This window comes from Pantoea sp. EA-12 (assembly GCF_030053355.1).
Lineage (GTDB): Bacteria > Pseudomonadota > Gammaproteobacteria > Enterobacterales > Enterobacteriaceae > Pantoea > Pantoea vagans_C.
Genome location: NZ_JASGBY010000002.1, coordinates 31713 through 57473 on the forward strand (window position 1 = coordinate 31713; position 25761 = coordinate 57473).

At 55.4% G+C, this 25761-nt stretch carries 23 protein-coding genes; 8 read left to right on the forward strand and 15 right to left on the reverse strand.

Features of this window, described 5'->3' with window-relative positions; translation table 11 throughout:
• Positions 1 to 6 precede the first annotated feature (6 nt).
• The 3 genes from QMZ30_RS02880 to QMZ30_RS02890 form a co-directional block, all read right to left on the reverse strand.
• The gene (locus tag QMZ30_RS02880; RefSeq protein ID WP_283226335.1) at positions 7 to 1335 is read right to left on the reverse strand and encodes an MFS transporter; all 1329 of its coding nucleotides are present in this window, start codon (positions 1333 to 1335) and stop codon (positions 7 to 9) included.
• 18 nt (positions 1336 to 1353) lie between these two features.
• Entirely contained in the window at positions 1354 to 2697 is a 1344-nt protein-coding gene (locus tag QMZ30_RS02885) for an MFS transporter (RefSeq protein ID WP_283226336.1), read from the reverse strand.
• A gap of 81 nt (positions 2698 to 2778) precedes the next feature.
• Complete coding sequence (locus tag QMZ30_RS02890) at positions 2779 to 3690, reverse strand: dihydrodipicolinate synthase family protein (RefSeq protein ID WP_283226337.1); 912 nt, start codon at positions 3688 to 3690, stop codon at positions 2779 to 2781.
• Positions 3691 to 4158: 468 nt separating this feature from the next.
• Here QMZ30_RS02890 and QMZ30_RS02895 point away from each other — a divergent pair, with 468 nt between their 5' ends.
• The 3 genes from QMZ30_RS02895 to QMZ30_RS02905 all read left to right on the forward strand — a co-directional run bounded on the left by QMZ30_RS02895 (position 4159) and on the right by QMZ30_RS02905 (position 7575).
• The gene (locus QMZ30_RS02895) at positions 4159 to 5016 is read left to right on the forward strand and encodes an IclR family transcriptional regulator (RefSeq protein ID WP_283226338.1); all 858 of its coding nucleotides are present in this window, start codon (positions 4159 to 4161) and stop codon (positions 5014 to 5016) included.
• 42 nt (positions 5017 to 5058) lie between these two features.
• Positions 5059 to 6588: an aldehyde dehydrogenase (NADP(+)) gene (locus QMZ30_RS02900; RefSeq protein WP_283226339.1), complete on the forward strand. Its 1530-nt coding sequence runs from the start codon at positions 5059 to 5061 to the stop codon at positions 6586 to 6588.
• Positions 6589 to 6660: 72 nt separating this feature from the next.
• The gene (locus QMZ30_RS02905; RefSeq protein ID WP_283226340.1) at positions 6661 to 7575 is read left to right on the forward strand and encodes a ketopantoate reductase family protein; all 915 of its coding nucleotides are present in this window, start codon (positions 6661 to 6663) and stop codon (positions 7573 to 7575) included.
• Positions 7576 to 7693: 118 nt separating this feature from the next.
• On the opposite strand, the gene QMZ30_RS02910 is transcribed toward QMZ30_RS02905, so the two are convergent.
• A complete protein-coding gene (locus QMZ30_RS02910) occupies positions 7694 to 8461 on the reverse strand; it encodes a YdcF family protein (RefSeq protein WP_283226341.1) in 768 nt (255 codons plus the stop codon).
• 99 nt (positions 8462 to 8560) lie between these two features.
• Here QMZ30_RS02910 and QMZ30_RS02915 point away from each other — a divergent pair, with 99 nt between their 5' ends.
• Positions 8561 to 9628, forward strand: a complete 1068-nt coding sequence (locus QMZ30_RS02915) for a LacI family DNA-binding transcriptional regulator (RefSeq protein WP_283226342.1) — start codon at positions 8561 to 8563, stop codon at positions 9626 to 9628.
• Positions 9629 to 9645: 17 nt separating this feature from the next.
• On the opposite strand, the gene tmaR is transcribed toward QMZ30_RS02915, so the two are convergent.
• The 4 genes from tmaR to dacD all read right to left on the reverse strand — a co-directional run bounded on the left by tmaR (position 9646) and on the right by dacD (position 13066).
• On the reverse strand, positions 9646 to 9966 hold the full coding sequence (tmaR, locus tag QMZ30_RS02920; RefSeq protein ID WP_034824689.1) for a PTS system regulator TmaR: 321 nt from the start codon (positions 9964 to 9966) through the stop codon (positions 9646 to 9648).
• Between the two features lie 161 nt (positions 9967 to 10127).
• Entirely contained in the window at positions 10128 to 11186 is a 1059-nt protein-coding gene (locus tag QMZ30_RS02925; protein ID WP_283226343.1) for an FUSC family protein, read from the reverse strand.
• 159 nt (positions 11187 to 11345) lie between these two features.
• Positions 11346 to 11810, reverse strand: coding sequence for a GyrI-like domain-containing protein (locus tag QMZ30_RS02930; protein ID WP_283226344.1), 465 nt, complete (start codon positions 11808 to 11810; stop codon positions 11346 to 11348).
• 89 nt (positions 11811 to 11899) lie between these two features.
• Complete coding sequence (gene dacD, locus QMZ30_RS02935) at positions 11900 to 13066, reverse strand: serine-type D-Ala-D-Ala carboxypeptidase DacD (RefSeq protein ID WP_283226345.1); 1167 nt, start codon at positions 13064 to 13066, stop codon at positions 11900 to 11902.
• A 202-nt stretch (positions 13067 to 13268) separates the two neighbouring features.
• Between dacD and sbcB the strand changes: the two genes are divergently transcribed.
• Positions 13269 to 14690 carry an exodeoxyribonuclease I gene (sbcB, locus tag QMZ30_RS02940; RefSeq protein ID WP_283226346.1) on the forward strand — a complete coding sequence of 474 codons (1422 nt, stop codon included), beginning with the start codon at positions 13269 to 13271 and terminating at the stop codon, positions 14688 to 14690.
• A 138-nt stretch (positions 14691 to 14828) separates the two neighbouring features.
• Here sbcB and QMZ30_RS02945 read toward each other — a convergent pair whose 3' ends face one another.
• From QMZ30_RS02945 to ltnD, 5 genes are all read right to left on the reverse strand, one after another.
• Positions 14829 to 16181 (reverse strand): GntP family transporter, encoded by a 1353-nt coding sequence (locus QMZ30_RS02945; protein ID WP_283226622.1) that lies wholly within the window; start codon positions 16179 to 16181, stop codon positions 14829 to 14831.
• Between the two features lie 119 nt (positions 16182 to 16300).
• Positions 16301 to 17080 carry an HPr family phosphocarrier protein gene (locus tag QMZ30_RS02950; RefSeq protein WP_283226347.1) on the reverse strand — a complete coding sequence of 260 codons (780 nt, stop codon included), beginning with the start codon at positions 17078 to 17080 and terminating at the stop codon, positions 16301 to 16303.
• Positions 17080 to 17706: a 3-oxo-tetronate 4-phosphate decarboxylase gene (gene otnC, locus QMZ30_RS02955; RefSeq protein ID WP_058972504.1), complete on the reverse strand. Its 627-nt coding sequence runs from the start codon at positions 17704 to 17706 to the stop codon at positions 17080 to 17082. Before otnC ends, QMZ30_RS02950 begins: the two co-directional genes overlap by 1 nt.
• A complete protein-coding gene (gene otnK, locus QMZ30_RS02960) occupies positions 17703 to 18962 on the reverse strand; it encodes a 3-oxo-tetronate kinase (RefSeq protein WP_283226348.1) in 1260 nt (419 codons plus the stop codon). The genes otnC and otnK overlap by 4 nt, the downstream gene beginning before the upstream one ends.
• Positions 18963 to 18964: 2 nt before the next feature.
• The gene (ltnD, locus tag QMZ30_RS02965) at positions 18965 to 19873 is read right to left on the reverse strand and encodes an L-threonate dehydrogenase (RefSeq protein WP_283226349.1); all 909 of its coding nucleotides are present in this window, start codon (positions 19871 to 19873) and stop codon (positions 18965 to 18967) included.
• Positions 19874 to 20130: 257 nt separating this feature from the next.
• Between ltnD and ygbI the strand changes: the two genes are divergently transcribed.
• Positions 20131 to 20892 carry a DNA-binding transcriptional repressor YgbI gene (ygbI, locus tag QMZ30_RS02970; RefSeq protein ID WP_283226350.1) on the forward strand — a complete coding sequence of 254 codons (762 nt, stop codon included), beginning with the start codon at positions 20131 to 20133 and terminating at the stop codon, positions 20890 to 20892.
• A 195-nt stretch (positions 20893 to 21087) separates the two neighbouring features.
• Here ygbI and QMZ30_RS02975 read toward each other — a convergent pair whose 3' ends face one another.
• A complete protein-coding gene (locus QMZ30_RS02975) occupies positions 21088 to 22443 on the reverse strand; it encodes an APC family permease (protein WP_283226351.1) in 1356 nt (451 codons plus the stop codon).
• A 358-nt stretch (positions 22444 to 22801) separates the two neighbouring features.
• On the reverse strand, positions 22802 to 24217 hold the full coding sequence (locus QMZ30_RS02980; protein ID WP_058973509.1) for a glutamine synthetase family protein: 1416 nt from the start codon (positions 24215 to 24217) through the stop codon (positions 22802 to 22804).
• 213 nt (positions 24218 to 24430) lie between these two features.
• Here QMZ30_RS02980 and puuD point away from each other — a divergent pair, with 213 nt between their 5' ends.
• Positions 24431 to 25195 (forward strand): gamma-glutamyl-gamma-aminobutyrate hydrolase, encoded by a 765-nt coding sequence (gene puuD, locus QMZ30_RS02985; protein WP_283226352.1) that lies wholly within the window; start codon positions 24431 to 24433, stop codon positions 25193 to 25195.
• A complete protein-coding gene (puuR, locus tag QMZ30_RS02990) occupies positions 25192 to 25749 on the forward strand; it encodes an HTH-type transcriptional regulator PuuR (RefSeq protein WP_058973511.1) in 558 nt (185 codons plus the stop codon). The genes puuD and puuR overlap by 4 nt, the downstream gene beginning before the upstream one ends.
• Positions 25750 to 25761 lie beyond the last annotated feature (12 nt).

Sequence of the window (25761 nt, forward strand, 5' to 3'; positions counted from 1 at the left end):
TGAGGTTTAGTCGAGGCGGCAACCGCGGGTCTCAGGACCCAGCCACACGGAAACAACGGTGATGATGCTTAAAACAATCATGTAGGACGCCACCGCACCATAGTGGCCACCGGACCAGAGCAGCAAGCTACTGGCGATGATCGGGGCCAGGCCACCGGCAAAGATCGAGGAGATTTCGCGCGACATCGAAATCGCAGTCACGCGGGTTCTGCCATCAAACAACTCGGCGAACCATGCCGCCTGCACCGAGAACATCGAGTAATTGGCGAGGGAGATCATCACGACCATTGCGCCGATGATCAGCCAGGGATTGCCGCTGTTCAGCAGCCAAAAGTACGGGAACATCCCCAAGCCAAAGAGCAATGCTCCCCCGATATACACCGGTTTGCGGCCGATACGGTCCGAAAGTGCACCGAACAACGGGATAGTGATACAGCCAATTCCCGACCCCAGCAGTACGCCTGCGACGGGAATGGCACTGCTGACGTGCAGCGATTGCGTGACATAAGAGATGGTCCACACCTGCAGGAAAAATCCGGCGGTGTTTTCCGCCATGCGTGCACCCAGCGCCACAAAGAAATGACGGCGCTGGTTTTGCCACACCGAAACAAAGGGTGCACGCTCCAGCTTTTGCTCTGCCGCCAGCTTGCGGAATACCGGGGATTCCGTGACATACAGGCGTATTGCGCCACCCACAAACACTGCCACAATGCTGAGCAGGAAGGGAATGCGCCATCCCCAGCTGACGAAATCCTCCTGCGGCAGCTGTTGCGCCAGGGCAAACGCAGAGGCCGACAGCAATACGCCGCAGCCGATGCCCACTCCCGACCAACTGGCGTAAAAACCACGACGATGTGCAGGCGCTTTCTCGGCATTCAGCGTAATCGCCGAACTGAATTCTGCCCCTGCTCCAAAGCCCTGCAACAGACGGAGTAAGGTCAACAACAGCGGCGCGGCAATGCCAATGCTGGCATAACCCGGCAACAGGCCAATCGCTGTGGTGCTGACGCCCATCAGTATCAAGGTGCCAATCAATACCGGACGGCGACCGTATTTATCACCGATATAGCCCCAGAACAGCCCGCCAATCGGACGCACCAGAAAGCCGACGCCATAGCTGGCAAAAGCCGCCAGCGTGCCGCTTAATGGTGACAGTGAGGGAAAGAATAAGTGATTAAAGATTAATGCCGCCGCCGTGCCGTACAGATAAAAATCGTACCACTCCAGCGCGGTGCCAATCAGTGAGGAGATCAGCGTCAGCCTGAGCTGACGTTGAGTCAGTTCCGGGCGCGCGCGGGTCTCTTCCGCCGTTGCGAGTTGCGATGTTGCATCCATGGTGTCACTCCTGAAAAGTCAGACCGGTAGACGGTGACGCAACGCCAGGCCATACATGCCCGCCGATATCAGCGCCATAAATCCCGCCAGCATCAAGGCCGGCACGAATCCGCCAAAATGATCCACAACAATCCCGGTGACCACGGGCGCAAACGCCCCGCCAAGAAAGCCGCCAAAATTTTGAATACTGCCTACGGAAGCCACCCATTTTTTGGTGGTAACCACTTCTGCCGCCAGCGTCCAGTAGTTACCTGACGACAGGCTATAAGTGAACATACCTAAGGTCAGCATGATCACCGCCAGCGCCGCCCCATCCACCAACGCGGTGATAAACATCGCGCCCGCCGTCAGCAATGCCGCACCGGCAATGGTATAGCGACGGGCGTTAAAAGGATCGAACCCTTTGCGCACCAGACGATCGGAGAACCTCCCGCCGATCAAAACCGCCACGCCACCGGCAATATAAGGTAACGCGGAGAGCCAGCCCGCGCGGCTCAGGGTAAAGCCCTGCGCCTGCTGCAGATAGGTAGGCAACCAACCGATGTAAAACCAGAAAACGTACTGCAGACAGAAACCGCCAATCACCATGTACCAGACCGAAGCATGCCTGAAAAGCCCGCCCCACTCGCGCACAGTGACACGTGGCGCGTCTGCCGCCTGCTGCGCCGTGGCCTGTCCTTCCCGGATATAGCTCAACTCATCTTTGTGCAACCACGGGTGTTTTTCCGGCTCGCGATACAGCACCAGCCAGCCGATGAGGGCCACGAAACCGATCAAGCCCATAATGATAAACATCGCCGGCCAACCAAAGGCCGCCATTAACAGGGTTGAAATCGGCGGAGCCAGCGCTAACCCCACCTGCGTTGCCGCAATATAAGCACTGGTTGCGGCGGCTTTTTCCCGGTCCGGGAACCAGGTGTCTGTGGCTTTTAACGCACCGGGAAACAGCGGCGCTTCACTGACACCAAGCGCAACACGCAGTCCAATAAAGGTGCCGACATTACGGGCAAAGCCGGTGAGGATCGCCACCAGCGACCATAATCCCGCTGCCAGTGCCAACAGGACTTTGACACCAAAGCGGTCCACTGCCCAGCCGGTAGGCAGGTTCATAATCGCGTAGGGCCAGACAAACGCAGAGAGAATGACCCCCATCATTGCGTGGCTGATACCGAGATCCTGCATGATTTGCGGCGCCGCGACCGACAGGTTGCCGCGATCGAGATAGTTGGTAATGGTTAACAGAATAATGATGCCGATGATTGCCCAGCGCAGATGGTGTTTTGGTCGCACCACCTCACGTGGCATTTCCCGTGGTGCCGAGGCCGCATCACGTTCGAGTGTAGGGTTGTGGTCAAATTTCATCTTTCTGCACCTCCGCCACGCCCGTTTTCGGCGGGTCGTGGCGTGATTTTTTTATAATGTCCCGCTGTGCGGGGGTGCAAATCAGCGCATCAGACGGTCGAACGCCGCTTTAATATTGGATTTGAGAGCCTCGCTGACCGGCTGCATCGGTGGACGTGGCTGATACAACGGTACCCCTTGCAAGCTTTGAATGTATTTCACGCAGGCAGGAAGATTGTCATGCGGTAACTGGCTCCACAAATCGCTCAGACGGAAATGGATGTCGCGCGCCGTGGCGTGGTCATTCTCTTCCACCGCTTTAAACATTCGGGCAACCACCGAGGGCACCGCGCTGGTCAATGCGGAGATGGCACCCTGGCAACCGATGGCAAAGCCGGGATACAGCAGCGCATCCACGCCACTGACGATAATCTTCTCTGGACAGCGCAGCAGCAGATCAGAAACGGACTTGAGATCTCCCCCACTCTGTTTCATCCCTACTACGCCAGGGACTTCATCCATGATGCGATTCATCAGATCGAGACTCAGGTAATTCCAGGGGATGACGTTGTAAATCAGAATTGGCGTTTGCGTCGCTTCGTAAATTTCGCGGAAATGACGCGCGGTGGCGTCATCATCGGGCTTGAACAGGTAATGTACTGGCGTGACCTGCAGCGCATCCAGCTTCATCCCTTCCAGCATTTTCACGCGTGCAATCGCCTGGCGGGTGCTGTTAACAATCAACCCGGCGACGAAAGGTACGCGGCCATTGTTGGCTTCATAGGCTTCGGTCATGGCCTGGCGAAACTCTTCATCAGAGAGCGTGTGGCCTTCGCCTGTGCTGCCGCCCACCACTATCGCACTGGCCCCCGAGTTAATGATGAAGTCGATCTGCTGTTTCAGGCCACCACGCACCAACTCACCCTCGGCGTTGAAAGGCATAGTAATTGGCGGCAAAACGCCACGCAGTTTAGCTTTCAGTTCTTTAGCCTGGCTTGCAATCTGCTGACTCATTTTCTGCTCCTGTCTCTCAAGACGCTGATTAAAGCGAGAACGACTCGCGGTAATCAATTAATGTGAGACAATGGCATATTGATCAACATCAAATCTCTCATTGTGGAATTAAGATCACATATTAAGATCAAATTTCATACAATTCATTAACTGGCACCCTTCCACCTATCAACTCCAACAAACTGAAATATATCAATTAATTTTAAACAGAGGGTTATCAATCATGATTAAGATGATTGGGAAGGCTAATAAACACCCACTTTACAATGAGGATTAATGCGAACATATTAACAATCATATCCCACATTATGAGATTTAAGCCAAGTTACAATCAACTTGAGGATGGCAGGCTCACTAAAAGGCGCTATTCTGGCGCAAGTGTCTCAGTATAAGAGCCGGAATATCGGAATACTGTGAACTGAGCGAGTGCACGAAGCACGATTTACTGTTGCTGATCTAGAGGTGGGTATGAGTACAAATAGCGGAACCGAGGCGGAGAAGCTGAATCAGGCATCGATTAAAAGCCTGACCAAGGTCCTGCAAATTCTGGAGTGTTTTTCACAGCGTGACGCCAATTTAACCCCGGCGGAAATTGCCACGCGCACCGGATTACCGCGCGCGACAACGCACCGGTTGGTTTCGTCATTGCGTGATATTGGCTTGCTGGAACAGAACGGCAAACGCGAGACTTACAAGCTGGGCATGAAACTGTTTCAGTTGGGAAATTTGGTGATTCAAAACCTGGATCTTGATAGCCATGCACGTCCTTACGCCGCGCAACTGCAGTTGATTACCGGCGAAAGCACGCATATGTGCATTTTCGATGGTGCGCAGATGGCGTTTGTTGAACGCCAGGAGATGACCAGCACCGGCAATACCACCATTACCCGCATTGAAGCGGCATTGGTGCACTGCACCAGCGTGGGCAAGGCGTTCCTGGCCTGGCAGTCACCCCGGTTGATTCGCAAAATCATCGCCGATTCGTTGCCACAGCGCACGGCTTACACCATCACCGATGGCGAGGCGCTGGAAGCAGAACTGGCGCGCATTCGCGAACGCGGCTACGCGCTGGACTTGCAAGAGAACGAACTGAATGTGCACTGCATCGGCGCACCGGTGCGCGCAGCTAACGGCCAGGTTTTCGCGGCGATCAGCGTATCCGGTGCAGCTGAGCGTCTGCCGCTGGCACGTCTGGAAGGTCTTTCAGGCTTGGTAATGGAAATGGCTAACAAGATATCGCTGGAGCTGGGATGGACACCCTCTCGCCCGGCGGCCTCAACTTCAATCACAACCCGCCGTGGCGATCTTCCTGCACAGCCCGAATAGTGCAACTCGCTGCCTGGTGGAATCTTTAATAGAGGAGGATGCATGATGCTCAGTGGAGAACTCTTTATTGGTACACAACGCCAGCGCGGCGGCGCCCACGCTTTTAAGTCTTTCGATCCCACACTAAATCAGGAGTTGGTGCCGGACTTCTATGAAGCCGATGAGGAACAAATCGACACGGCCTGCCGATTGGCTGCGGCAGCTTTTATCCCTTACAGCCAGCGCGACCTCGCCGTGCGTGCCCGTTTCTTGCGCCAGATTGGCGAAAATATCGCGGCACTGGGTGATGAACTGATAGAACGCGCGATGCAGGAAACAGCCTTACCGCGCGCCCGCATTGAAGGCGAACGCGGGCGCACCATTGGCCAGCTTAATCTGTTTGCCGATGTGGTAGAGCAAGGTGCATTTCAAGGGGCCATTATCGAACCCGCGCTGCCGGATCGCCAGCCCTTGCCTCGCCCTGATCTTCGTCAACGCCAGGTTGCCCTGGGGCCGGTGGCCGTGTTCGGGGCCAGTAATTTCCCGCTGGCGTTTTCGGTGGCCGGTGGCGATACCGCGTCTGCACTGGCCGCTGGCTGCCCGGTGGTGGTGAAGGCCCATCCGGCGCATCCCGGAACCAGTGAATTAGTGGCACGAGCCATCAGCCAGGCCGTACTGCAATCTGAATTGCCAGCAGGCGTATTTTCACTGCTGCACGGCACTTCAGTGCAAAGTGGCAGCGCGCTGGTGCAGCATCCCGCAATCTGTGCCGTAGGCTTTACCGGTTCACGCCAGGGTGGCCTGGCGCTATTGCAGCAGGCACAACAGCGTCCACGCCCTGTTCCGCTCTATGCCGAAACGAGCAGCATCAACCCGATGTTATTGCTGCCTGGCGCATTACAACAACGTGCAGAAAAACTCGCGCAGGGGTTTATCGATTCGCTGACGCTGGGCTGCGGCCAGTTCTGCACCAATCCTGGCGTGGTGCTGGCCTGTGAAGGCGATGACTTTGACCGCTTTGTGCAGCACGCCAGCAACGCCTTGCGATTAAAACCCAGCGCGACGATGTTAACACCCGCCATCGCTGATGCCTGCAGACAGCATACTGCTGCGCTGAGTGCATTAGCGGGGGTTGAGCGGCTGGCGACCGGGCAAGAAAAACAGGGCCCGAATCAGGGACAACCGCATTTGTTTACCGCCAGTGCACGCGATTTTATCCAGGAACCTCGCATGCAAAATGAGGTATTTGGCCCGGTATCGTTGCTGGTGCGCTGTGCCGATCAGGAGGAAATGGTCACAGCGCTGCAGGCACTGCAGGGGCAACTCACTATTACGCTACATTTGGAACAGCAAGATCAGAGGCTGGCTGCCAGCTTGCTGCCGCTGCTGGAGCAACGCGCTGGACGCATTCTCGCTAATGGTTTCCCAACCGGCGTGGACGTGGGTTATGCCATGGTACATGGCGGCCCGTTCCCCGCAACCAGTGATAGCCGTACCACCTCTGTCGGTGCCACGGCGATTCAACGCTTCCTGCGCCCGGTCTGTTATCAAGACATTCCCAACGCGCTGCTGCCGCAATCTGTGCAAAATTAAACATTTGATGGCTGGAAACCCTCGCCGCTGCGATTTATGGTAAGGGTTTCACTCTCAACGGGAAATCTAACCATGCGCATTCTGGTTGTCGGCGCCGGAGCCACCGGCGGGTATTTCGGTGCACGTCTGGCGCAAGCAGGACGTGATGTGACTTTTCTGGTGCGCGAGCGCCGTTTTCAGCAACTGCAGCAAACGGGCCTGGTGCTGAAAACGCCAGGTGGCACGGAAGTGCTTCAGCCACAGCTGGCGCAAACCGGTAAACTTGAGGGTCAGTTCGACCTGATTATCCTGACGGTGAAAAGCTTTGGTCTGGAGCAGGCGATCGAAGATATCGCCTCGTCTGTCGGGCCAGAGACGCTAATCATGCCGATTCTCAATGGCATGCGCCATATCGATACGCTGCGTGCGCGATTTGGCGACAAGGTGATTGGCGGGCTGTGCAAGATCAACGCCACGCTGGGCGATCAGGGCGAGGTGGTGCAGATGACGCCACTGCATATTCTCTACTATGGCGCACTCGATGGGCAGAATGATGCGCGCCTGCAACGCCTGGATGAGACGCTGAAAGTGGCACAATTTGATACCGTGTTTGCCGATAACATCATCAGCGAGCTCTGGGAGAAGTGGCTGCTGCTGAGCACGCTGGGTGCAGTGTGCTGCATTGCGCGCGGCAATACCCAACAGGTGCTGCGATCTCAGGGCGGTGAAGCGCTGTTACAAGGTATCTTCGCCGAAGTGCTGTCGGTGATCAGCGCGGACGGCTATCAGGCGCGCCCAGCGGTGACGGCGAAGATTTATGAGACGCTGAATAACCCACAGGTGGCGATGACCTCATCCATGTATCGCGATCTGACGCAAGGTTATGAGATTGAAGCGGATCAGGTGATTGGCGATCTGTTGGTGCGTGGCGCACGCAGTGGCGTGGTGACGCCTCTGCTGAATGCGGTGTATGTGAACTTGCAGGTGTATTTGCAGAACCGCGCGTAGGTGTGTTGAGCCAGGTGCGGATAAATGCGTCATCATCATCTATGCGGTTTTTGGCCAGGTGCGCATAAAGGTGCACCCTACAAGATTCGTAGGGTCACCATTTATGGTGACCTGGTGCTTAGAGGCGCGTTTGCACACCCGGCAACTGCATCAACCGCTGCCAACCTGCTTCCACCTCTTCAGGGATATCCACGTGGCCCAGGAAGCCTTTGCCGCGTGGACCGTAGCCGTTTTCATCATCGCGCAGACGTTGAATTTCCCCCATCAGCAATGAGAGAAAACGCTCCATTGACCACAGCCCCTGCGGCGGTGCACCGATGATGCGCAGCATGCCTGCATCCATCATCACCTGTGGGATAAACACCGGCCAGCTAATGAATTCCGGCGCATCCGCGCGATCGCGCCACTGGTAGCGGAACGTTTCCCAGGTTCGGCGCTGCATCAGCGGGTCCTGCACCAGCAACACGTGCTGCGGCTGCCAGTCTTGCTCATCCAGCAATTTTTGGCTGAAGGCGGCATTCTCTCCGCAGTTACGTGAGGCGGTTTCCAGTAGCAGTTGATCGTCTGGCAGTGCAGCAAAAATCTGCGCCATCTCACCCAGCAGTTCGGCTTCACTTTTGCCTTGGGTAGCGATCTGTCGGTAAAGCGGATGACTGGCGATCATCTGCGCCAGCAGCGTGGTGGAGTGACCGATACCTCCGCTGATCAGCAGCGGTAATTGATACTTTTTCGCCAGCGCAATCACGCCCTCGACATTGGGCAGGACCGCATGGCCAGCAAGAATCGCCAGATCGACCTCCAGCGTACCGTCCACGGGCATGTGGTCGAGCGCCAGCCAGGCCGCCAGCGTATTGATGTCCTGAATCTGTTGGTCATTGAGCTGCATCGCATTCTCCTCGCGTTAACCTTGGCAGTGTAGCGGCTTAACTCCGCGACAGCAGAGAAAAATTTGCTACACTCGCCGCTATCAGATTCAGGAGAGTTTATGACTGCGCGTTCCGTTACCCTCGATGATGTCGCTCAACTGGCGGGGGTTTCTTATCAGACCGTTTCCCGTGTGCTTAACCATTCCGTGCAGGTCTCGCCGCGCACGCGTGCCAAGGTTGAGGCGGCGATGCAGCAGCTCAACTATGTGCCGAACCGCGTGGCGCAACAGCTGGCGGGCAAAGCCACCCGCACCATTGGATTGGCCACCAGCGATCTGGCCCTGATGGCACCCGCGCAGATTGCCTCGGCGATCCAGCAACGTGCCGCCGCGCGCGGTTATCATCTGGTGATTGCCATGGCGAACGCGACGGGAAGTGCACAGGATACGGTGAATGAACTGCTGGCCCAGCGTGTGGATGCCCTGTTGATTAACCTGCCGCTGGATGCCTCACAGGCTGCTCAGGTGCAGCAGCAGTGCGGCAGCAAACCCACGCTGTTTCTGGATGTCGAACAGCTTGCTGATGTCGCGCAGTGCCAGTATCAAAGTGATTTAGGGGCGCAGCAGGCAGTGGAACATCTTGTGGCACTCGGCCATCAGCAGATTGGCGTGCTGAACGGCCCTACCCGCTCAGCGTCCGCTCGCGCGCGTTTCCATGCCTGGCAGCAGGCGCTGGCGTCACATCAGCTGGAAGCAAGCTGTGTACTTTACGGCGACTGGAGTGCGGCGTCAGGCTATCAGGCACTGTTGCAGCTATTGCCGGATCGCTTACCGCAGGCGCTGCTGGTTGCCAACGATCAAATGGCGCTGGGGGCGATGCGCGCCCTGCATCAGCATGGGGTTAACATTCCAGCCGAAATATCGATCATTGGCTACGACGATACCGCCGAGAGCGCCTGGTATCAGCCACCGCTCACCACGGTACGTCAGGATTTGCAGCAATTAGGTGAAGTGAGTGTCGATCGTTTACTGGCAGAACTGGACGGTGAAGCTCAACAGACGATAGCGCTGGAAACCGAACTGATATTGCGTGAGACGACAGCGTCGCCGATGCAGACGGGTGTGGATGTGATTGAGATTGCCGAGCAGTTGCAGGTGTTGGCGCGGAAATTAAAAAGGTCGCCGTAAAAGGCGACCCTGAAAATTTATTGCGGTTTTGGCTCGCCCATCGCTTTCAGTTTCTTCGACAGCTCGCGGCGCTCTTTAGACAAGTCCGCGTTTTTGATGATGTATTCATCAACGCGGTCTTCATAGTCCACGCGCATAGATGCAATGATTTCCTGAATCGCTTCTACGCTCATGCCGGGTTTGATGTACTCGCTCAGGTTGTCCAGCAGCAACACACGTTTCTGGTTATCACGGACTTTCTTCTCGTTATCCACGATTTCGCGCTGCAGTTTGTTTTTACGACGAAACATACGCACAAACTCCAGTACGTCCTGAAATGATTGCTTGGCATTTTCCATGTTGGCACCTTTCTTTGAGCCTGCCGCGGCAGGCGGAATAGTCATGAGCTACAGCTTAGCGGCTTGCTAGCCTGGTTCGCAATTTTCACAGCTAATTTCGGACTGGCACTTATCTTAGCGCAAAGAAAGGGTGATTCACATTAAGTCATTGCCTGAGAAAACTATTTGCGCAATGCCAGTCGAACCAGGTCTGTCATCCGCTCCAACTGACGCGCCTGTTCCAGACTCAGCCACACATAGCCGTAGATGGCCGTGGTCTCCAGCCGCCCGCTGCGGTTGGCAATCAACTGCTCCAGCTCTTGGGTGATCTCTTCCAGCTGATGGCTATTGGCGATCACCTGCTCCGTCTCCCCTTTGACCATCAGCGTTGCCAGCGCGTTGAGCGTGTCTTCCGTCATTTTCTGACTACGACGCAGTGCCGGGGCATTGAGCAGCAGTAAGTGACTCTCACGCGATGACCACCACGCATCAATTTGCATCTGCATGGTGTTAACCATATTACGGTTAATGGTCTGAATAGCTTCAAACACCGATTTTGGAATGCGCGTCTCTTTACTCGCCGGCTCCAGCAGCGAGCGCATCTTGATCACGCTGGTCAACTGCTTCTGAAACGGCTTGTTTAAACGCGGTTTCTCCAGCAGGTTGGCGGAGAAACCGGTGTGATGCAGCTTGGCCATCGCCAGAAACGAATCAGACAGCTGAATGCGCCAGTGGGTAAAAGCACGCTGCGCCAGAATCGCGCTGAACAGCAACGCCATCACCGAACCCAGAATCACATCCCCACCGCGCCACAGTGCCACGGTGAAGTCACCGGCTGGTGCGCCGACCACCACGCCCAGTGTGATACCAATCAGCAGCGCCATATAGGGGTGTTTCCCCAGCGTCAGGTAGCCGCAGATGATCATCACCACGAAGCACCATGACAGCATCATCGGTAGCGAGAACAGTTCGAGCTTGAGCGCAATCAGGCCCGATGCCAGACCGGCAAAGGTGCCGCTAATACGCTGAATGACGCGTGGGAAGACATTCCCCCAGGTCGAGATCGGCCCCATCACCACCACCAGTGTAATCAGCGGCCAGGTGCCTTCAGGAATATCCGTCAGTCGAACAAACAGAAAACAGAGCACAAAGGCAATAGCGATGCGCACACCATGCACGGCACGGTAGTGGCGATAGAACCAGAATTCAATCGACGATATAGGCTTGTCAGCACGTAACATGATGGTCCGGGAGCGATAAAAATTTGCGCGCTATGTTACCCTGGCGCGACACGAACATTGAGTGCTGCGCAGCACTTTTTCCGCTCTTTTTTTACGAATCAACAAGTGCGTTACATCTGATTTTCTTAATCTAAACATAGATGTAACGCGCCGGAGATATTAGTCGGCTGCACGCACGGGTATGTACATATCCACCAGCCAGTCGCCGCTGTCGGACCCATCAGAAAGGTAGTGTTCGAAGCAGGGACGGTTATCGACTTGCCAGCCGCCCTGCGCTTTTAGGTGATCAAACAAACTGTGCCAGGCGGTGAAGAAATCGTTGTTCAGCACCTCCATGCGGGCATGAAAATACTGGCCGCCGGGTAACAGCCCCTGCTCAATATCGTCGCCATACGAGGGGACCGCATCGGTAGGGGCCGTGATGACCGTTTCGACGCGCAGCTCCTCAGGGGGTAACACTTCAGGATTGCCGTAATAAATAGCCAGCCATTCACCGGCCATACCATGCTGCTCCACCCAGCTTTTTAACTGGTTGAATCCGTGTGGCACCGTCTCCTGCCAGGGTCCTTGCAGGTGGTAGCCCAGCCAGCTTTGTGGCTTACGCTCGACAATTGATGCTTTCATACTTTTGCCTCCGGTCAGCAGCAGAAAGCCAGAGTGTGCCACTCCTGACCCATTTCGGCGACAGGAGCGGCTCTGAAACCCGCTGCGGATTACAGTTTCTGTTTCACGTAGTCACTGATGCGCGTAATGATGCCGGCTTTATCCACCGCTTGTAACGCGTACAGCGGATAGCTTGCCAGCTGTTTATCTTTGTCCATCACCTGAATTTCACCCACCTGCTCGCCCGCTTTCAGTGGCGCTTCCAGGTCTTTACGTTCGATCACGTATTTCGCCATCACGTTGGAGACTTCAGTGCGCGGCAGCGACAGGTAGATATCCTCGATGGTGCCGACATCCACTTTATGTGGGTTGCCGTACCAGACATTCTCGGTGCCAATTTTCTTACCGGCATGGAACAGCTGCACGGTGTCAAAGTTGTTCTGACCCCACACCAGCAGTTTACGCGCCTGCTCTTCGCGCCCTTTTGAGCTCTTGCCGCCCATGATCACCGCAATTAGACGATGACGGCCAACAATGTTTGACGCGATGATGTTAAAACCTGCCGTTTCAGTATGGCCTGTTTTCATGCCATCTACGTGAAGGTTTTGATCCCATAACAAAACGTTACGGTTGTTCTGGGTAATGCCGTTCCAGCTCAGGGTTTTCTCTGCGTACATGGCGTAGAAATCTTGCTCGCCGTTGATGATCGCACGTGACAGCACCGCCAAATCACGCGCGGTGGTGTGCTGACCTGGCGCATCCAGACCATGCACGGTTTCAAAATGGGTGTGGGTCAGACCGAGCTTCTGGACATAGTTGTTCATCATATTGACGAAGCTGTCCTGACTCCCCGCGACGTAATCTGCCAACGCCACGCAAGCGTCGTTGCCGGAGTCGATGATCACGCCGCGCATCAAATCGCGAACGGTGACTTTATCGCCCGGCTTCAGGAACATCAGTGATGAGCCTTTGAACACCGGATTGCCTGCTGCCCAGGCATCTTTACCCACGGTGACCACATCATCACGGGTGATTTTTTTCTGATCGACCGCGCGATCGACCACGTAACCGGTCATCAGTTTGGTAAGGCTCGCCGGATTACGCTCTTCATCGGGATTACCCGCCGTGAGGATTTGGCCCGTTGTGGCGTCCATTAACACCCATGAAGCCGCATCAATCGGCGGAGGCGTCAGAGGGAATGGCATGCTGTCGTCAGCCTGTGCCAGCGATGCCCAAACAATCATTCCAGATACAGTTACCAACAGACGCCTTTTCAACACTTCTTCCTCGAAATCAAAAAAATGAATTTACCGCCGCACGTTTTACGGCAATTAGCGCTTTGATATTTGAATAAATTGAAAAAAAGTATGAACTGCGGACAAATGCTGCGCGCCCATCCGCAGCAATGGCAAACAAGGTTGTGCTGGCCCCTGCACACGACTATTCTGTGCGTTGATTTTCCACTGTCAGGATACCGCCGTGCCCGCCTCCGAGTTCACCTTCTTGTTTCACGATTACGAGACCTTCGGTAAGAGTCCCTCACTGGACCGCCCCGCGCAGTTTGCCGGGCTGCGTACCGATAAAGATTTCAATGCGGTAGGTGAACCGCAGGTGTTTTATTGCCAGCCCGCCGATGACTACCTGCCACAACCGGAAGCGGTGATGATCACCGGTATCACGCCGCAGGTCGCCAAAGCGCGTGGCGTGACGGAGGCAGCCTTTGCTGAGCGTATTCACGGGCTGTTTACCGAACCACAAACCTGTGTGATTGGTTACAACAATGTGCGCTTCGATGATGAAGTGACGCGCAACATCTTCTATCGCAACTTTTTTGATCCCTATGGCTGGAGCTGGCAAAACGGTAACTCACGCTGGGATCTGCTGGATGTGATGCGTGCCTGCTATGCCCTGCGACCTGACGGCATAGTCTGGCCAGAGAATGATGACGGTTTCCCCAGCTTTAAACTGGAACACCTCACCAAGGCGAACGGCGTGGCGCATGAGCAAGCGCACGATGCGATGTCTGATGTCTACGCCACGCTGGCGATGGCCAAACTGGTCAAAGAGAAGCAGCCGAAGCTGTTTGAGTTTCTGTTTACCCATCGCAATAAACAGAAACTGATGAACCTGATTGATATCCCACAGATGAAGCCGCTGGTGCATGTTTCAGGCATGTTCGGTGCAGCGCGCGGCAACACCAGTTGGGTGGTGCCCGTGGCATGGCATCCGGATAATCGTAATGCGCTGATTGTGGTGGATTTGGCGGGAGATATGTCGCCGCTGCTGGAGCTGGACGCAGATGAACTGCGTGAGCGTCTTTACACCAAACAGAGTGAACTGGGTGACCGGGCAGCCGTGCCGATTAAGCTGGTGCATATCAATAAGTGCCCGGTGCTTGCGCCTGCCAATACCTTGCGCCCTGAAGATGCCGAGCGGCTGAATATCGATCGTCAGCGCTGCCTCGCGAACCTGGCGCTGTTGCGTCAACATGCCGAAGTGCGTGAGAAAGCGGTCACGTTGTTTGCCGAAGCGGAGCCGTTTAAGCCTTCCGATGATGTTGATGCGCAGTTGTATGACGGCTTCTTTAGCGATGCCGATCGCGCCAATATGAACATTGTGCGCCAGACGCCACCCCAGAATTTACCGGCGCTGGATTTGGCCTTTGACGATAAACGCATCGCCAAACTGCTGTTCCGTTACCGCGCGCGTAACTTCCCTGGCACTTTAGATGACCAGGAGCAGCAGCGCTGGTTACAGCATCGCCGTGACGCGCTGAATGCCGATCGCGTGCAGGCGTTTTTGCTGGAGCTGGAGTCACTGGCGAGTTTGCATGAGGATAGCGCAGAGAAGATGGCACAGCTGAAAGCGTTGTATTTGTATGCGCAGGAACTGGTGTCTTAATCATTAGCTGTCTGATGCCCTCACCCCGGCCCTCTCAATGGGAGAGGGAGAAAACCGCACAGAATTTAACGGGTTCTGCGGGCGGTCCCCTCTCCCGCTTGTGGGAGAGGGTTAGGGTGAGGGCCTTTAGCTGCTTAGTTAAATCAAGCCCCACACCATCCACGTCAGGGCAAAACCGCTCAGGCCCATCAGCGTAGTCAGCACGGTCCAGGTCTTCAGGCCATCGGCCACTGACAGACCCAGATAGCGTGTCACCACCCAAAAACCGGCATCGTTAACGTGTGACAAGCCCAGGCCGCCGAAGCACGCTGCTAAGGTCACCAGCACACGCTGCATGTCGGTTACATCGCCTACCGCCTGGCTCAACAGGCCACTGGTGGTCAGAATCGCCACCGTGGCCGATCCCTGTGACGCACGCAGCGCCAGTGACAGGATAAACGCGGCCGGCACCAGTGGCAGATGCAAGGTTTCCAGCGTTACCGCCAGCGCTTTACCCACACCAGACTCCACCAGCACTTTACCGAAGGCACCGCCCGCTCCCGCCACCAGAATCACGCTGGCAGAACTCGGAATCGCACGGCCAGTCAGATCTTCCAGTTTCTCTTTGCTCCAGCCGCGACGAATCCCCAACAACCAGGCCGCCAGCGCCAGCGCAATTAAAAGGGCAATCGGCGGATTACCAATTACCGTCATCACTGAACGCAGGACGCTGCCTTCTGCTAACACCGAATGCGCCAGGGTGCCCAGTACGATCAACACAATTGGCACCACAATCAGACCCGCAATGGTCAGCGCGCCCGGTGGTGGCACTTCACTCTTCGTTGTGCCTTCCGGTTTCGCTAACTGCAACTGCTCCAGCACATCCACGGAGAGGTGATACTGGCGCAGGTTCATGGCTTTGGCGACGTAGTAACCCACCACACCCACTGGAATCGAGATCAGGATACCCAACATCATCAACCAGCCCATATCGGTATGCAGAATACCGGCAGCTGCCGCAGCGCCCGGATGCGTTGGCAACGCCACATGCACCGTCAGCATCACACCCGCCATTGGCAGACCAAACTTCAGCGGTGAGACACGTGCCACCTTCGTGAAGCCGTAGATCAGCGGGATCACGATAATAAAGCCGACTTCAAAGAATACCGGAATACCGAGGATAAAGGCCGCCATAGTCAGTGCCGCAACGGTACGTTTAATACCGAGCGATTTACTGAAGCGCTGCGCCAGCGATTCGGCACCGCCCGAAGCTTCAATCACTGCGCCCAGCATTGCCCCCAGCACGATGATGATGGTGATATGCCCCAGCAGGTTGCCCATGCCGCTAAAGATGGTTTCCATGATTTTATCAGCCGGGATCCCGGTGCTGATGGCAACGATAAGACTGACAATCAGTAAAGCAACGAACGGATGAACTTTGGCTTTAATCACCAGCAGCAGCAATATGACTATGCTGGCAGTAGCAATGGCTAACAGCAACGCGGTAGACATCATAAACCTCTGATTATTTTAGTATAATTTGGGTACAGCTTTCTCTGATATTGACGGATTCAGACAATCTTTGCCCAGCACAGGGCTTAAACGCACTGTGCTGAGCGGTACAGCAAAAGTTATTTGGCGTAAGGGGCGAACCAGCCGAGTCCCGCTTCGGTACGACCGCGTGGGAAGTATTCGCAGCCGACCCAGCCGTCGTAACCAACCTCATCCAACAGGTTGAACAGGTACGGATAGTTGATCTCGCCCTCATCCGGCTCGTGACGATGTGGCGCGGATGCGATCTGGATGTGACGATAGCGTCCGGCGTATTCACGGATCAGGTGGCTGAGATTGCCGTCCACCAGCTGCGCGTGGAACAGATCCAACTGCGTGAATACATTCGGGCGGTCAATACGCTCCATCATCGCCAGCGTCTGATACTGGCTGGAATAGAGGTAATTGGGTTTAGTCACCGGATTCAGTGCTTCCAGCAGCAAGCGGATGCCATGCGGTGCAAAGCGCTCTGAGGCGTAAAGCATGTTGCGCACAAACGTCTCTTCATACGCCGCCTGGTCGGCACCGTTTGGCACGGTGGCGGCCATCACATGCACTTGTGGGCAGTTCAAGGCAATGGCATATTCCAGCGCGCGATCGATATCGGCACGGGCCTCCGCTTCACGGCCAGGAATGGCAGACACGCCCCACTCACCAGCCTGCACATTACCTGCAGCGGTGTTGAACAGCACCAGCTCCAGCTGATGCTTCTCCAGCTCGGCTTTAATCACCTCAGCCGGATAGTCATACGGGAACAGGAACTCAACGGCACGAAAACCGGCGTTGGCCGCGGCGGCAAAGCGTTCGATAAATGGCAGTTCGCCAAACTGGGTCGATAAATTGGCTGCAAACTTTGGCATCAGTAATTCCTCAATTCCGCCACTTCGTCATCGGTAAGATAACGAATGGAGCGGTCGCCGAGCGTGAACATCAGACGCGCGGTCTCTTCCAGCTCTTCAGTATTATTGGCCGCTTCACGCAGCGATTTACCCACCACCACCGGACCGTGATTGGCCAGCAAGAAGGCGTTGTAACGTGGCGCGAGCTGCGCGAGATCTTCCGCCAGGCGATCGTCACCCGGCTTGTAATACGGCACCACCGGCACATCACCCACGCGCATCACCACGTAGGGTGTGAACGGGCGGATACAGTTCTCGCTATCCAGATCGTTCAGGCACGACAGCGCCGTCAGATAATGGCTGTGCAGGTGCACCACCGCTTTACAGGCGGGATTATTCAGATACAGCGCCCGATGAAATGCCACTTCCTTTGAGGGCTTATCACCCGAGATCCACTCGCCCTGCATAGTGACTTTTGACAGGCGATCGGCCTGTAATTCGCCCAGGCAAGATCCGGTTGGCGTGGCCAGCAGGTTGCCATCTTCCAACAGCAGCGACAGATTACCTGCCGAGCCGGTGGCGTAACCGCGCTGGAAGAAGGATGCGCCCAGTTGCACCATCTCTTCGCGTGCTTGTTGTTCGGTCATGAGGAAAACTCCGTTTGTGCGCGGGCGAAGAACTGTTCGTCACCAAAGTTGCCGGATTTCAGCGCCAGTGACAGCGGCTGATGGATGTCACGTACCCATGGCACGCCAGGGGAGATCATCGGGCCGATGTGGAAAGCGGTAACGCCAAGGCTCTGTGCAACCACACCGGAGGTCTCACCACCGGCCACGATAAAGCGCTGCCAGCCACGTGATTTCAGCTCACGCGTGACGGCGGCAAACAGCTGCTCCACCGCTTCACTGCTGCGCGCTGCGCCATACTGCTGCTGAATCGCCTGCAACTGCTGAGCGTCTGCGGTGGCAAACAACAGCGGCGCCAGCGCCTGCTGATGATGAGCGGCGACCCAGTCACACAGCTCCTGCGCATAGCCTTCGGCATCATCAAGGCAACGCTCCACCAACACTTCGTGAGAAGGGGCCTGCTGACGATAGGCTTCCACCTGGCGGTTGGTCATCTGCGAGCAAGAACCAGAAATCACTACCGCGCGTTCACCTTGTGGACGCCCTGCTTGTTCAGCATCACGGTTCTGCTGCTGCGTAGCCCAGGCCCGCGCGATACCTATCGCCAGACCAGAACCGCCTGTCACCAGCACCGTTTCTTTCAACGCTTCGCCCTGCGTCAGCAGATGCTGTTCGTTGAGCGCATCCAGCACCACATAGTTGATGCCCTGCTCTTTCAGCACAGCAAGCTGTTCGCGCACCGCTGTGGCACCTTTATCCAGCTGCGCCGCGTTGATCACTGCGGCCTGACCTTTAGCCTGACGCGTCATTAAGCGCACCAGGTTGCTGTCGGTCATCGGTGTCACCGGATGATGACGCATGCCGGATTCAGACAGCAGTTGATCGGCAACGAACAGGTAGCCCTGATACACAGTACGACCGTTAACCGGCAGCGACGGTGAGATCACCGTTTGCGTTTCGCCCAGTGCAGCCAGCAAGGCATCGGTCACCGGACCGATATTTCCGTGCTCGGTACTGTCGAAGGTGGAGCAATATTTGAAATAGAAACGGTCACAGCCTTGCTGTTGCAACCAGGCCAGTGCGGCCAGCGACTGATCAATCGCCTGCTGTGCCGGGCACGAACGTGACTTCAGGCTAATCACAATCGCCTGCGCGCTCAGGTCATCATGGCTTTCCGGCACGCCGTTGAACTGAATCGTCGGCAGACCGTTCTGTACCAGGAAGCTGGCAATATCCGTTGCACCGGTAAAGTCGTCTGCAATCACGCCTAAACGCATGGTTACTTCTCCTTTGACTCTGGCAGCGTGATACCGCTGAAAATCTTGATTACGGCGCTGTCATCTTCACGTCCGTAACCGGCATTGCTGGCTTCGGTAAACATGTTGAGAGCGGTCGAAGCCAGTGGCAGCGGGAAGTGCAGCGATTTAGCGGTATCTGCCACCAGGTTGAGATCTTTTACGAAGATATCAACCGCGGATTTTGGTGAGTAATCACCGTCGACCACGTGACGCATGCGGTTCTCAAACATCCACGAGTTACCTGCAGCATTGGTCACCACGTCGTACATGGTATCCAGCGGGATACCAGCGCGAGCGGCCAGCGCCATCGCTTCGGCCCCGACAGCGATGTGCACGCCAGCCAACAGTTGGTGGATGATTTTCACGGTTGAACCCAGGCCAATTTCACTGCCCACGCGATACACTTTTGCCGCGACGGCATCCAGCACTGGTTTCAGCAAGGCAAAGGCTTCATCGCTGCCCGACGCCATCACCGTCATCTCGCCTACGGCAGCTTTCGCCGCACCGCCAGATACCGGCGCATCCAGCATCAGTAACTGGTGTTGCGCCAGTTGCTGTTCGATGGCTTGCGCATCCTGTGACGAGATGGTGGAAGAGACCATCACCACCGTGCCCGGCTTAAGCTGCGCGGCCAGACCGGTTTCGCCGAACAGAATCGCTTTAACCTGCGCCGCATTCACCACCAGCAGCAGTACAGCATCTAACTCTTGAGCAAAACCTGCGGCAGAGGTCTGCGCGTCACGGGCACCGGCGTGGCGCAGCGTTTCCAGCGCTTTAGGGTTGAGATCAACGCCCCAGGTGTTCAGGCCTGCGCGGATACAGGACTGCGCCGCGCCCATGCCCATGGAACCCAAACCAATCACGCCGATGTTATTCACGGTTGCTGACACAGCACACCTCCGTTGTTAATTTAAGTGATAATTTGTTCATTGGTGTTAATTCTGCCGCAGTTACTGGCTGAGAAACGTGCTGTAAATCACAAAAATTAACTTACCCGCACAGGAGATAACATCGTTTCACAAACCGACTCTATACCGCTGAGGCGCTCTACAGCGGGAAAAAGCAGATATTTCGCAAAGATAAATGTGCTGCAGGCTGTGAATCGATGCTCTACAATGTGAAAAAATGATAAATCAGGGAGAGCGATGTGATTCCGGTAGAGCGTCATCAACAGATTTTAGCGCTGGTCGCTGAACGCGGCGTGGTGAGTATTGCCGAACTGACCGAGCGTTTGGGGGTTTCGCACATGACGATTCGTCGCGATGTGCAGAAGCTGGAAGACCAAGGTGCGGTGTTATCGGTTTCCGGCGGCGTGCGTTCAGCCGATCGCCTGGCGGCGGAACCTTCGCATCTGGCGAAAACCAATATGTACAGCAGTGAGAAAATGGCGATTGGCCAGTTTGCTGCCCGCCACATTCCACGTAATAGCTGTATCTATCTTGATGCCGGCACCACCACCTTAGCGCTGGCGCGAGAGCTGGTGGAGCGCGATGACTTACTGGTAGTGACCAATGATTTTGTCATCGCCCGATTGCTGATGGAGAGCAGTGGCTGCAAGCTGATTCACACTGGCGGTACGGTTTGCCGTGAAAACCGCTCCAGCGTGGGTGAATCCGCAGCGCGCAGCTTGCGGATGCTGGCGATTGATATCGCCTTTATCTCCGCCTCTTGCTGGGGGCCGCGTGGTTTATTTACTCCAGACGAAGATAAAGTGCCGGTGAAGCGGGCTGCCAGTGATGTCAGCAGCAAGCGGGTGCTTTTGAGCGACAGTTCCAAGTACAACAAGATTGCCACGCATCTGGCCTTGCCGCTGGAGCGTTTCGATACTTTGATTACGGATACGGAACTGAGTAAATCGGGGCGAGAGACGCTGAGCGCGGGGAGTTGGGAGTTGGTGCTGGCGGGGTAATTCTACTGCGGCCTGATGCCCTCACCCCGGCCCTCTCCCACAGGGAGAGGGAGAAAACCGCTCAGAAATTAACGAGTTCTGCCAGCGGTCCCCTCTCCCACAGGGAGAGGGAGAAAATCGCTCAGAAATTAACGAGTTCTGCGAGCGGTCCCCTCTCCCGTTTGCGGGAGAGGGTTAGGGTGAGGGAAAAGGTAATTACACTTCTTCGCTGAACTGCGGTACTGGATTGCGGAAGGTGCGCGTCACAAACGCCAGGTAAATAATCCCGACTGCTGCCCACACCAGGCCGAGCACCATTGAGGTCTCTTCCAGGTTAATCCACAACGCACCCACTGTCAGTGCACCCATCATCGGCAGCACCAGATAGTGAAGGTGGTCTTTCAGCGTCTTGTTACGCTTCTCACGGATCCAGAACTGGGCAATCACCGACAGGTTCACAAAGGTGAACGCCACCAGCGCACCGAAGTTAATCAGCGCCGTTGCGGTGACCAGGTCGAAGTTGATTGCCAGCAACGCCACCGCACCTACCAACAGCACGTTCAGTGACGGTGTGCGGTATTTCGGATGCACAAAGCCAAAGAAACGCTGCGGGAAGACGCCATCACGGCCCATCACGTACATCAGACGTGAAACGCCCGCGTGTGCGGCCATACCGGATGCCAGTACCGTGACCACAGAGAAAATCAGGATGCCGATTTGCAGGGCTTTACCTGCTACGAACAGCATGATTTCAGGCTGTGATGAGTCCGGATTCTGGAAACGAGAGATGTCCGGGAAGTACAGCTGCAGGAAGTAAGACACACCGATAAAGATCACACCACCAATCAGCGCGGTCAGGAAAATCGCGCGTGGGATGGTACGTTCTGCATCTTTGGTCTCTTCTGACAATGAGCTGATACCATCAAAGCCAAGGAACGAGAAGCACAGGATTGTCGCACCGGTAATCATCGGCACCACATGGGCGTTCTCAGACCAGAATGGCTTGCTGCTGGTCAGCGTACCTGCGCCAACACCATTTGCCACACCGTAGATCACCATACCGGTAATCACTACCATCACCACCACTTGCAGCACCACGATGACGCTGTTGAAGTTGGCCACGGTTTTGATACCACGCAGGTTGGAGATGGTCATAAAGGCCACCAGCAACACCACGAAAATCCATGACGGAATACCCGGCACCAGCGTCTCAAAGTAGCTTTTCGCCAGCAGGATGTTGATCATCGGCATGAACAGATAGTCCAGCAGTGATGACCAGCCCACCATAAAGCCAACGTGCGGACTGATAGCCTTCTGAGCATAGGTGTAAGCGGAGCCCGCAGATGGGAAGCGGCGTACCAGCTTGCCGTAGCTCACGGCGGTAAACAGTATCGCGATCAGCGCGAAAGCATAAGCGGTGGCGACGTGGCCGTCGGTTAATCCAGACACGATACCGAAAGTATCGAACAGGGTCATTGGCTGCATATACGCCAGGCCCATCATGACCACTGGGATCAAGGTCAGGGATTTTTTCAGGTGTGCACGCTGTGGTGCAGAGGTGTTAAGCGACATTGTTCAGGCCCCCAACAGAGGTGATCTGCGGGATACTGCGCAACGTGCTGCAGTGAGAAGTGATATTAGTGTTTGCGATTGTCGCCGCGCCGTAATCATCACGAAAGCGAGAACCAGCCTGCGCTGGTGCAATTGTAAACAGCCCCATCTTTGTTTTCCTCAAATCTCACGCCCAAGCGTGTTGTCAGTATCTATCTATCCGGATGCGTGTCCGGCCTCGGTAATGTGTGTGGGTACTTCTTCCTACAAAAAAATAACCGACGTTATAAGCGTCGGTTATGTTTTGCATTTTGCAGGGGGCGTATTTTGCCCCAACTTATGCCATCGGCACAAGACGTTAGCGAAATTCTTCTCCCGGTTAGGCGTTTTTCAGCATCCAGTCGATTTCAGTGGCGGTGATAAGCCGTTCAAACTGCATCAACTCATTCTGTTTGCAGCTATGCCAGACCCCGCTGAAATGCTCACCCAACAATTTTTGCAGAGGATAGCTGTTCTCAAACTCATACAGCGCATCACTCTGGCGAACAGGCAATGGCAGCCCTTCCGCCTCATGGCCATTGCCCTGCACCGGGTGTGGTAAGGGTAGCTGAGTATCCAGACCATGCAAGATACCGGCAAGAATTGTTGACACCACCAGGTAAGGATTTGCGTCTGCCCCGGCCACCCGATACTCCACGCGATGGTTATCCGCATCGCCACAAGGGATACGCAACGCCACCGTGCGGTTATTGTGCCCCCATGACGCCTGTAACGGCACATAGGCTTCCGGCAGGAAACGGCGGTAGGCGTTGACGTTGGGTGCCAGCAGCGCCATTGAAGCGGGCATCAAATCAATCATCCCGGCCAGCGCACGCTTCAACAAAGGTGAGTCGCTGCCATCATCGAGGGAGAACGCATTGTGATCGGCCGCATCCAGCATGCTGATATGCACATGCATACCGCTACCGGCGTACTCCTCATAAGGTTTCGCCATAAAAGTAGCGGTCATACCGTGATTTTCGGCAACCTGACGCACCAGACGCTTCAGTAACACGGCGTGATCGCAGGCTTTTAAAATATCGCGGGTGTGATGCAGATTGATTTCAAACTGGCCTGGGGAGGCTTCCGCCAGTGCGCCATCCGCAGGAATGCCCTGCTGGCGAGCAAGATCGTCAATATCACGCAGAACATCGGCGAAATGATCGAGATTATCGACCGAATAGACCTGGCTCTGCATATTGCGTTCATCACTACCCGGCGCACACGGCGGCTGGATATAGCCCTCCGCATCACGCTTTTTATCGACCAGATAGAACTCCAGCTCTACCGCTACCACCGGGAATAGCCCTCGATTGCGCAATTGTTGCCATAAGCGATTGAGGACATTGCGGGGTTCAACGTCAAAGGGAGTGCCATCTTGGTTACACATGGTGAGTAACAGCTGCGCGATACGTTGTGGATCTGCGCCGGATGGTATGAGGGTGCCAGGAATCGGCATGCAGAGATTGTCGGGTTCGCCCAGTGACTGTCCAAGTCCGGCTTCTTCGACGGTATTACCCAGGATATCCATGGCGTAAACCGAGGCGGGGAAATAACAGCCTTTATCCAGTTTTGCCAGTGCGGCAATGGGAATGCGCTTACCGCGGAACACCCCATTTAAATCATTAAGAAGAATATCGACATACTGCGTTTCAGGATGGCGTTCCAGCCAGGTTTTGACCTCCAGCTGGAACGCGCTTGTTCGTTTCTCTTCACTGTGCCGCGTGAAGTCTTCTACTTCTACGAGGTTCGTCATGTTCCCACCCGCCCTTTACCGTTTAGTATTGGTTCGCGCAATGCTCAAAATAACAGCCACTCTTCTAACATAGCTCCAACGCAAAAAGTGTGCAAATGTAACAAATCTGGTGGAAGAACGAACAGACGGTTGCTAGATTGACAATATATTGCACACTTTTTAGACCAGACCCGCAAAAACGGTGAAAATATTGAACAGCAACGCGGAGACGTTATGGGCATTATTTTTGACAAACCCTTGATTGGCGTAGTGATGTGTCAGAACCATATTGGCAACCATCTCGGGCAGACGGTTCACAATAAATATCTTGATGCCATCGTCCTTGCCGGTGGTGTGCCCTTGCCTTTACCGCATCAACTGATGCAGGCCCCCCATCTATTAGAAAACAGTATGACGCTGCTGGATGGCATTTTGCTAACTGGCAGCCCGAGCAATATTGAACCCTGGCATTACGGTGAAGAAGGCAAAGAGGAGCATGCCGATCCGGCGCGCGATCGCCTCTCCTTCGGTTTGATTACACATGCCATCGGCAAGAAGATGCCGATCTTAGGCATTTGCCGCGGCCTGCAAGAACTGGTGGTGGCAAATGGCGGTTCTCTGTATCGCCAACTGCATATGACGCATCTTTTCCAGGAGCACCGGGAAGATGATGCGCAGCCCCTCGATCAGCAATACGCACCGGTGCATGAAGTGCAGCCAGAAGCCGACGGGCTACTCAGCCAAGTGCTGGGCAGTGCTGACGCGATTGCCGTGAACTCCTTGCACGGTCAAGGGATTCACGAAACCGGCCCGCAGTTACGCATTGAAGCGCGTGCGCCTGATGGACTGATTGAGGCGGTGAGTTTACGTCAGCACCCGTTTGCCCTGGCGGTGCAGTGGCATCCGGAGTGGCATTCCGATCAAGATCCGGCCTCGCAACGTCTGTTCGCGGCCTTTATCCACGCTGCTGTCTGTTACCACAAGGAAAAACAGCCATGAATGATGCCACTCTGGCGCCCGGACGACGTTTGTCGCAAATCCGGCAGGAGTTGGGATTGTCTCAGCGTCGCGTCGCTGAGTTGTCAGGATTAACGCACAGTGCCATCAGCACCATTGAGCAGGATAAAGTCAGCCCGGCGTTAAGCACCTTGCAGAAATTGCTCAAGGTGTATGGGCTGTCGCTGTCGGAGTTTTTCTCCGAACCGAAAGTGAACAGCACGCCGCGTGTGATTGTGCGCCCGGAAGAGTGCGTGGAAATCGGCAGTCTGGGTGTCTCTTTGCGCCTGGTGGAAAACGGGGCAGAAAAGCGCGCGCTGGCGATGCTGCTGGAGCGTTATGAACCCGGCGCCAGTACCGGTGAGAAATTGCGCCATCCCGGTGAAGAGACCGGTACCGTGCTGGAGGGCGAAATCACCCTGGTGGTGAACGGCCAAAGCTATCATCTCTATTGTGGTGAGAGCTACGTAATCGATACCGGATTGCCACACAGTTTTACCAATACGTCAGAGCAACCGTGTCGCATTATCAGTGCGCATACGCCGGCGAATTTTTAACTTCCCGCGTTA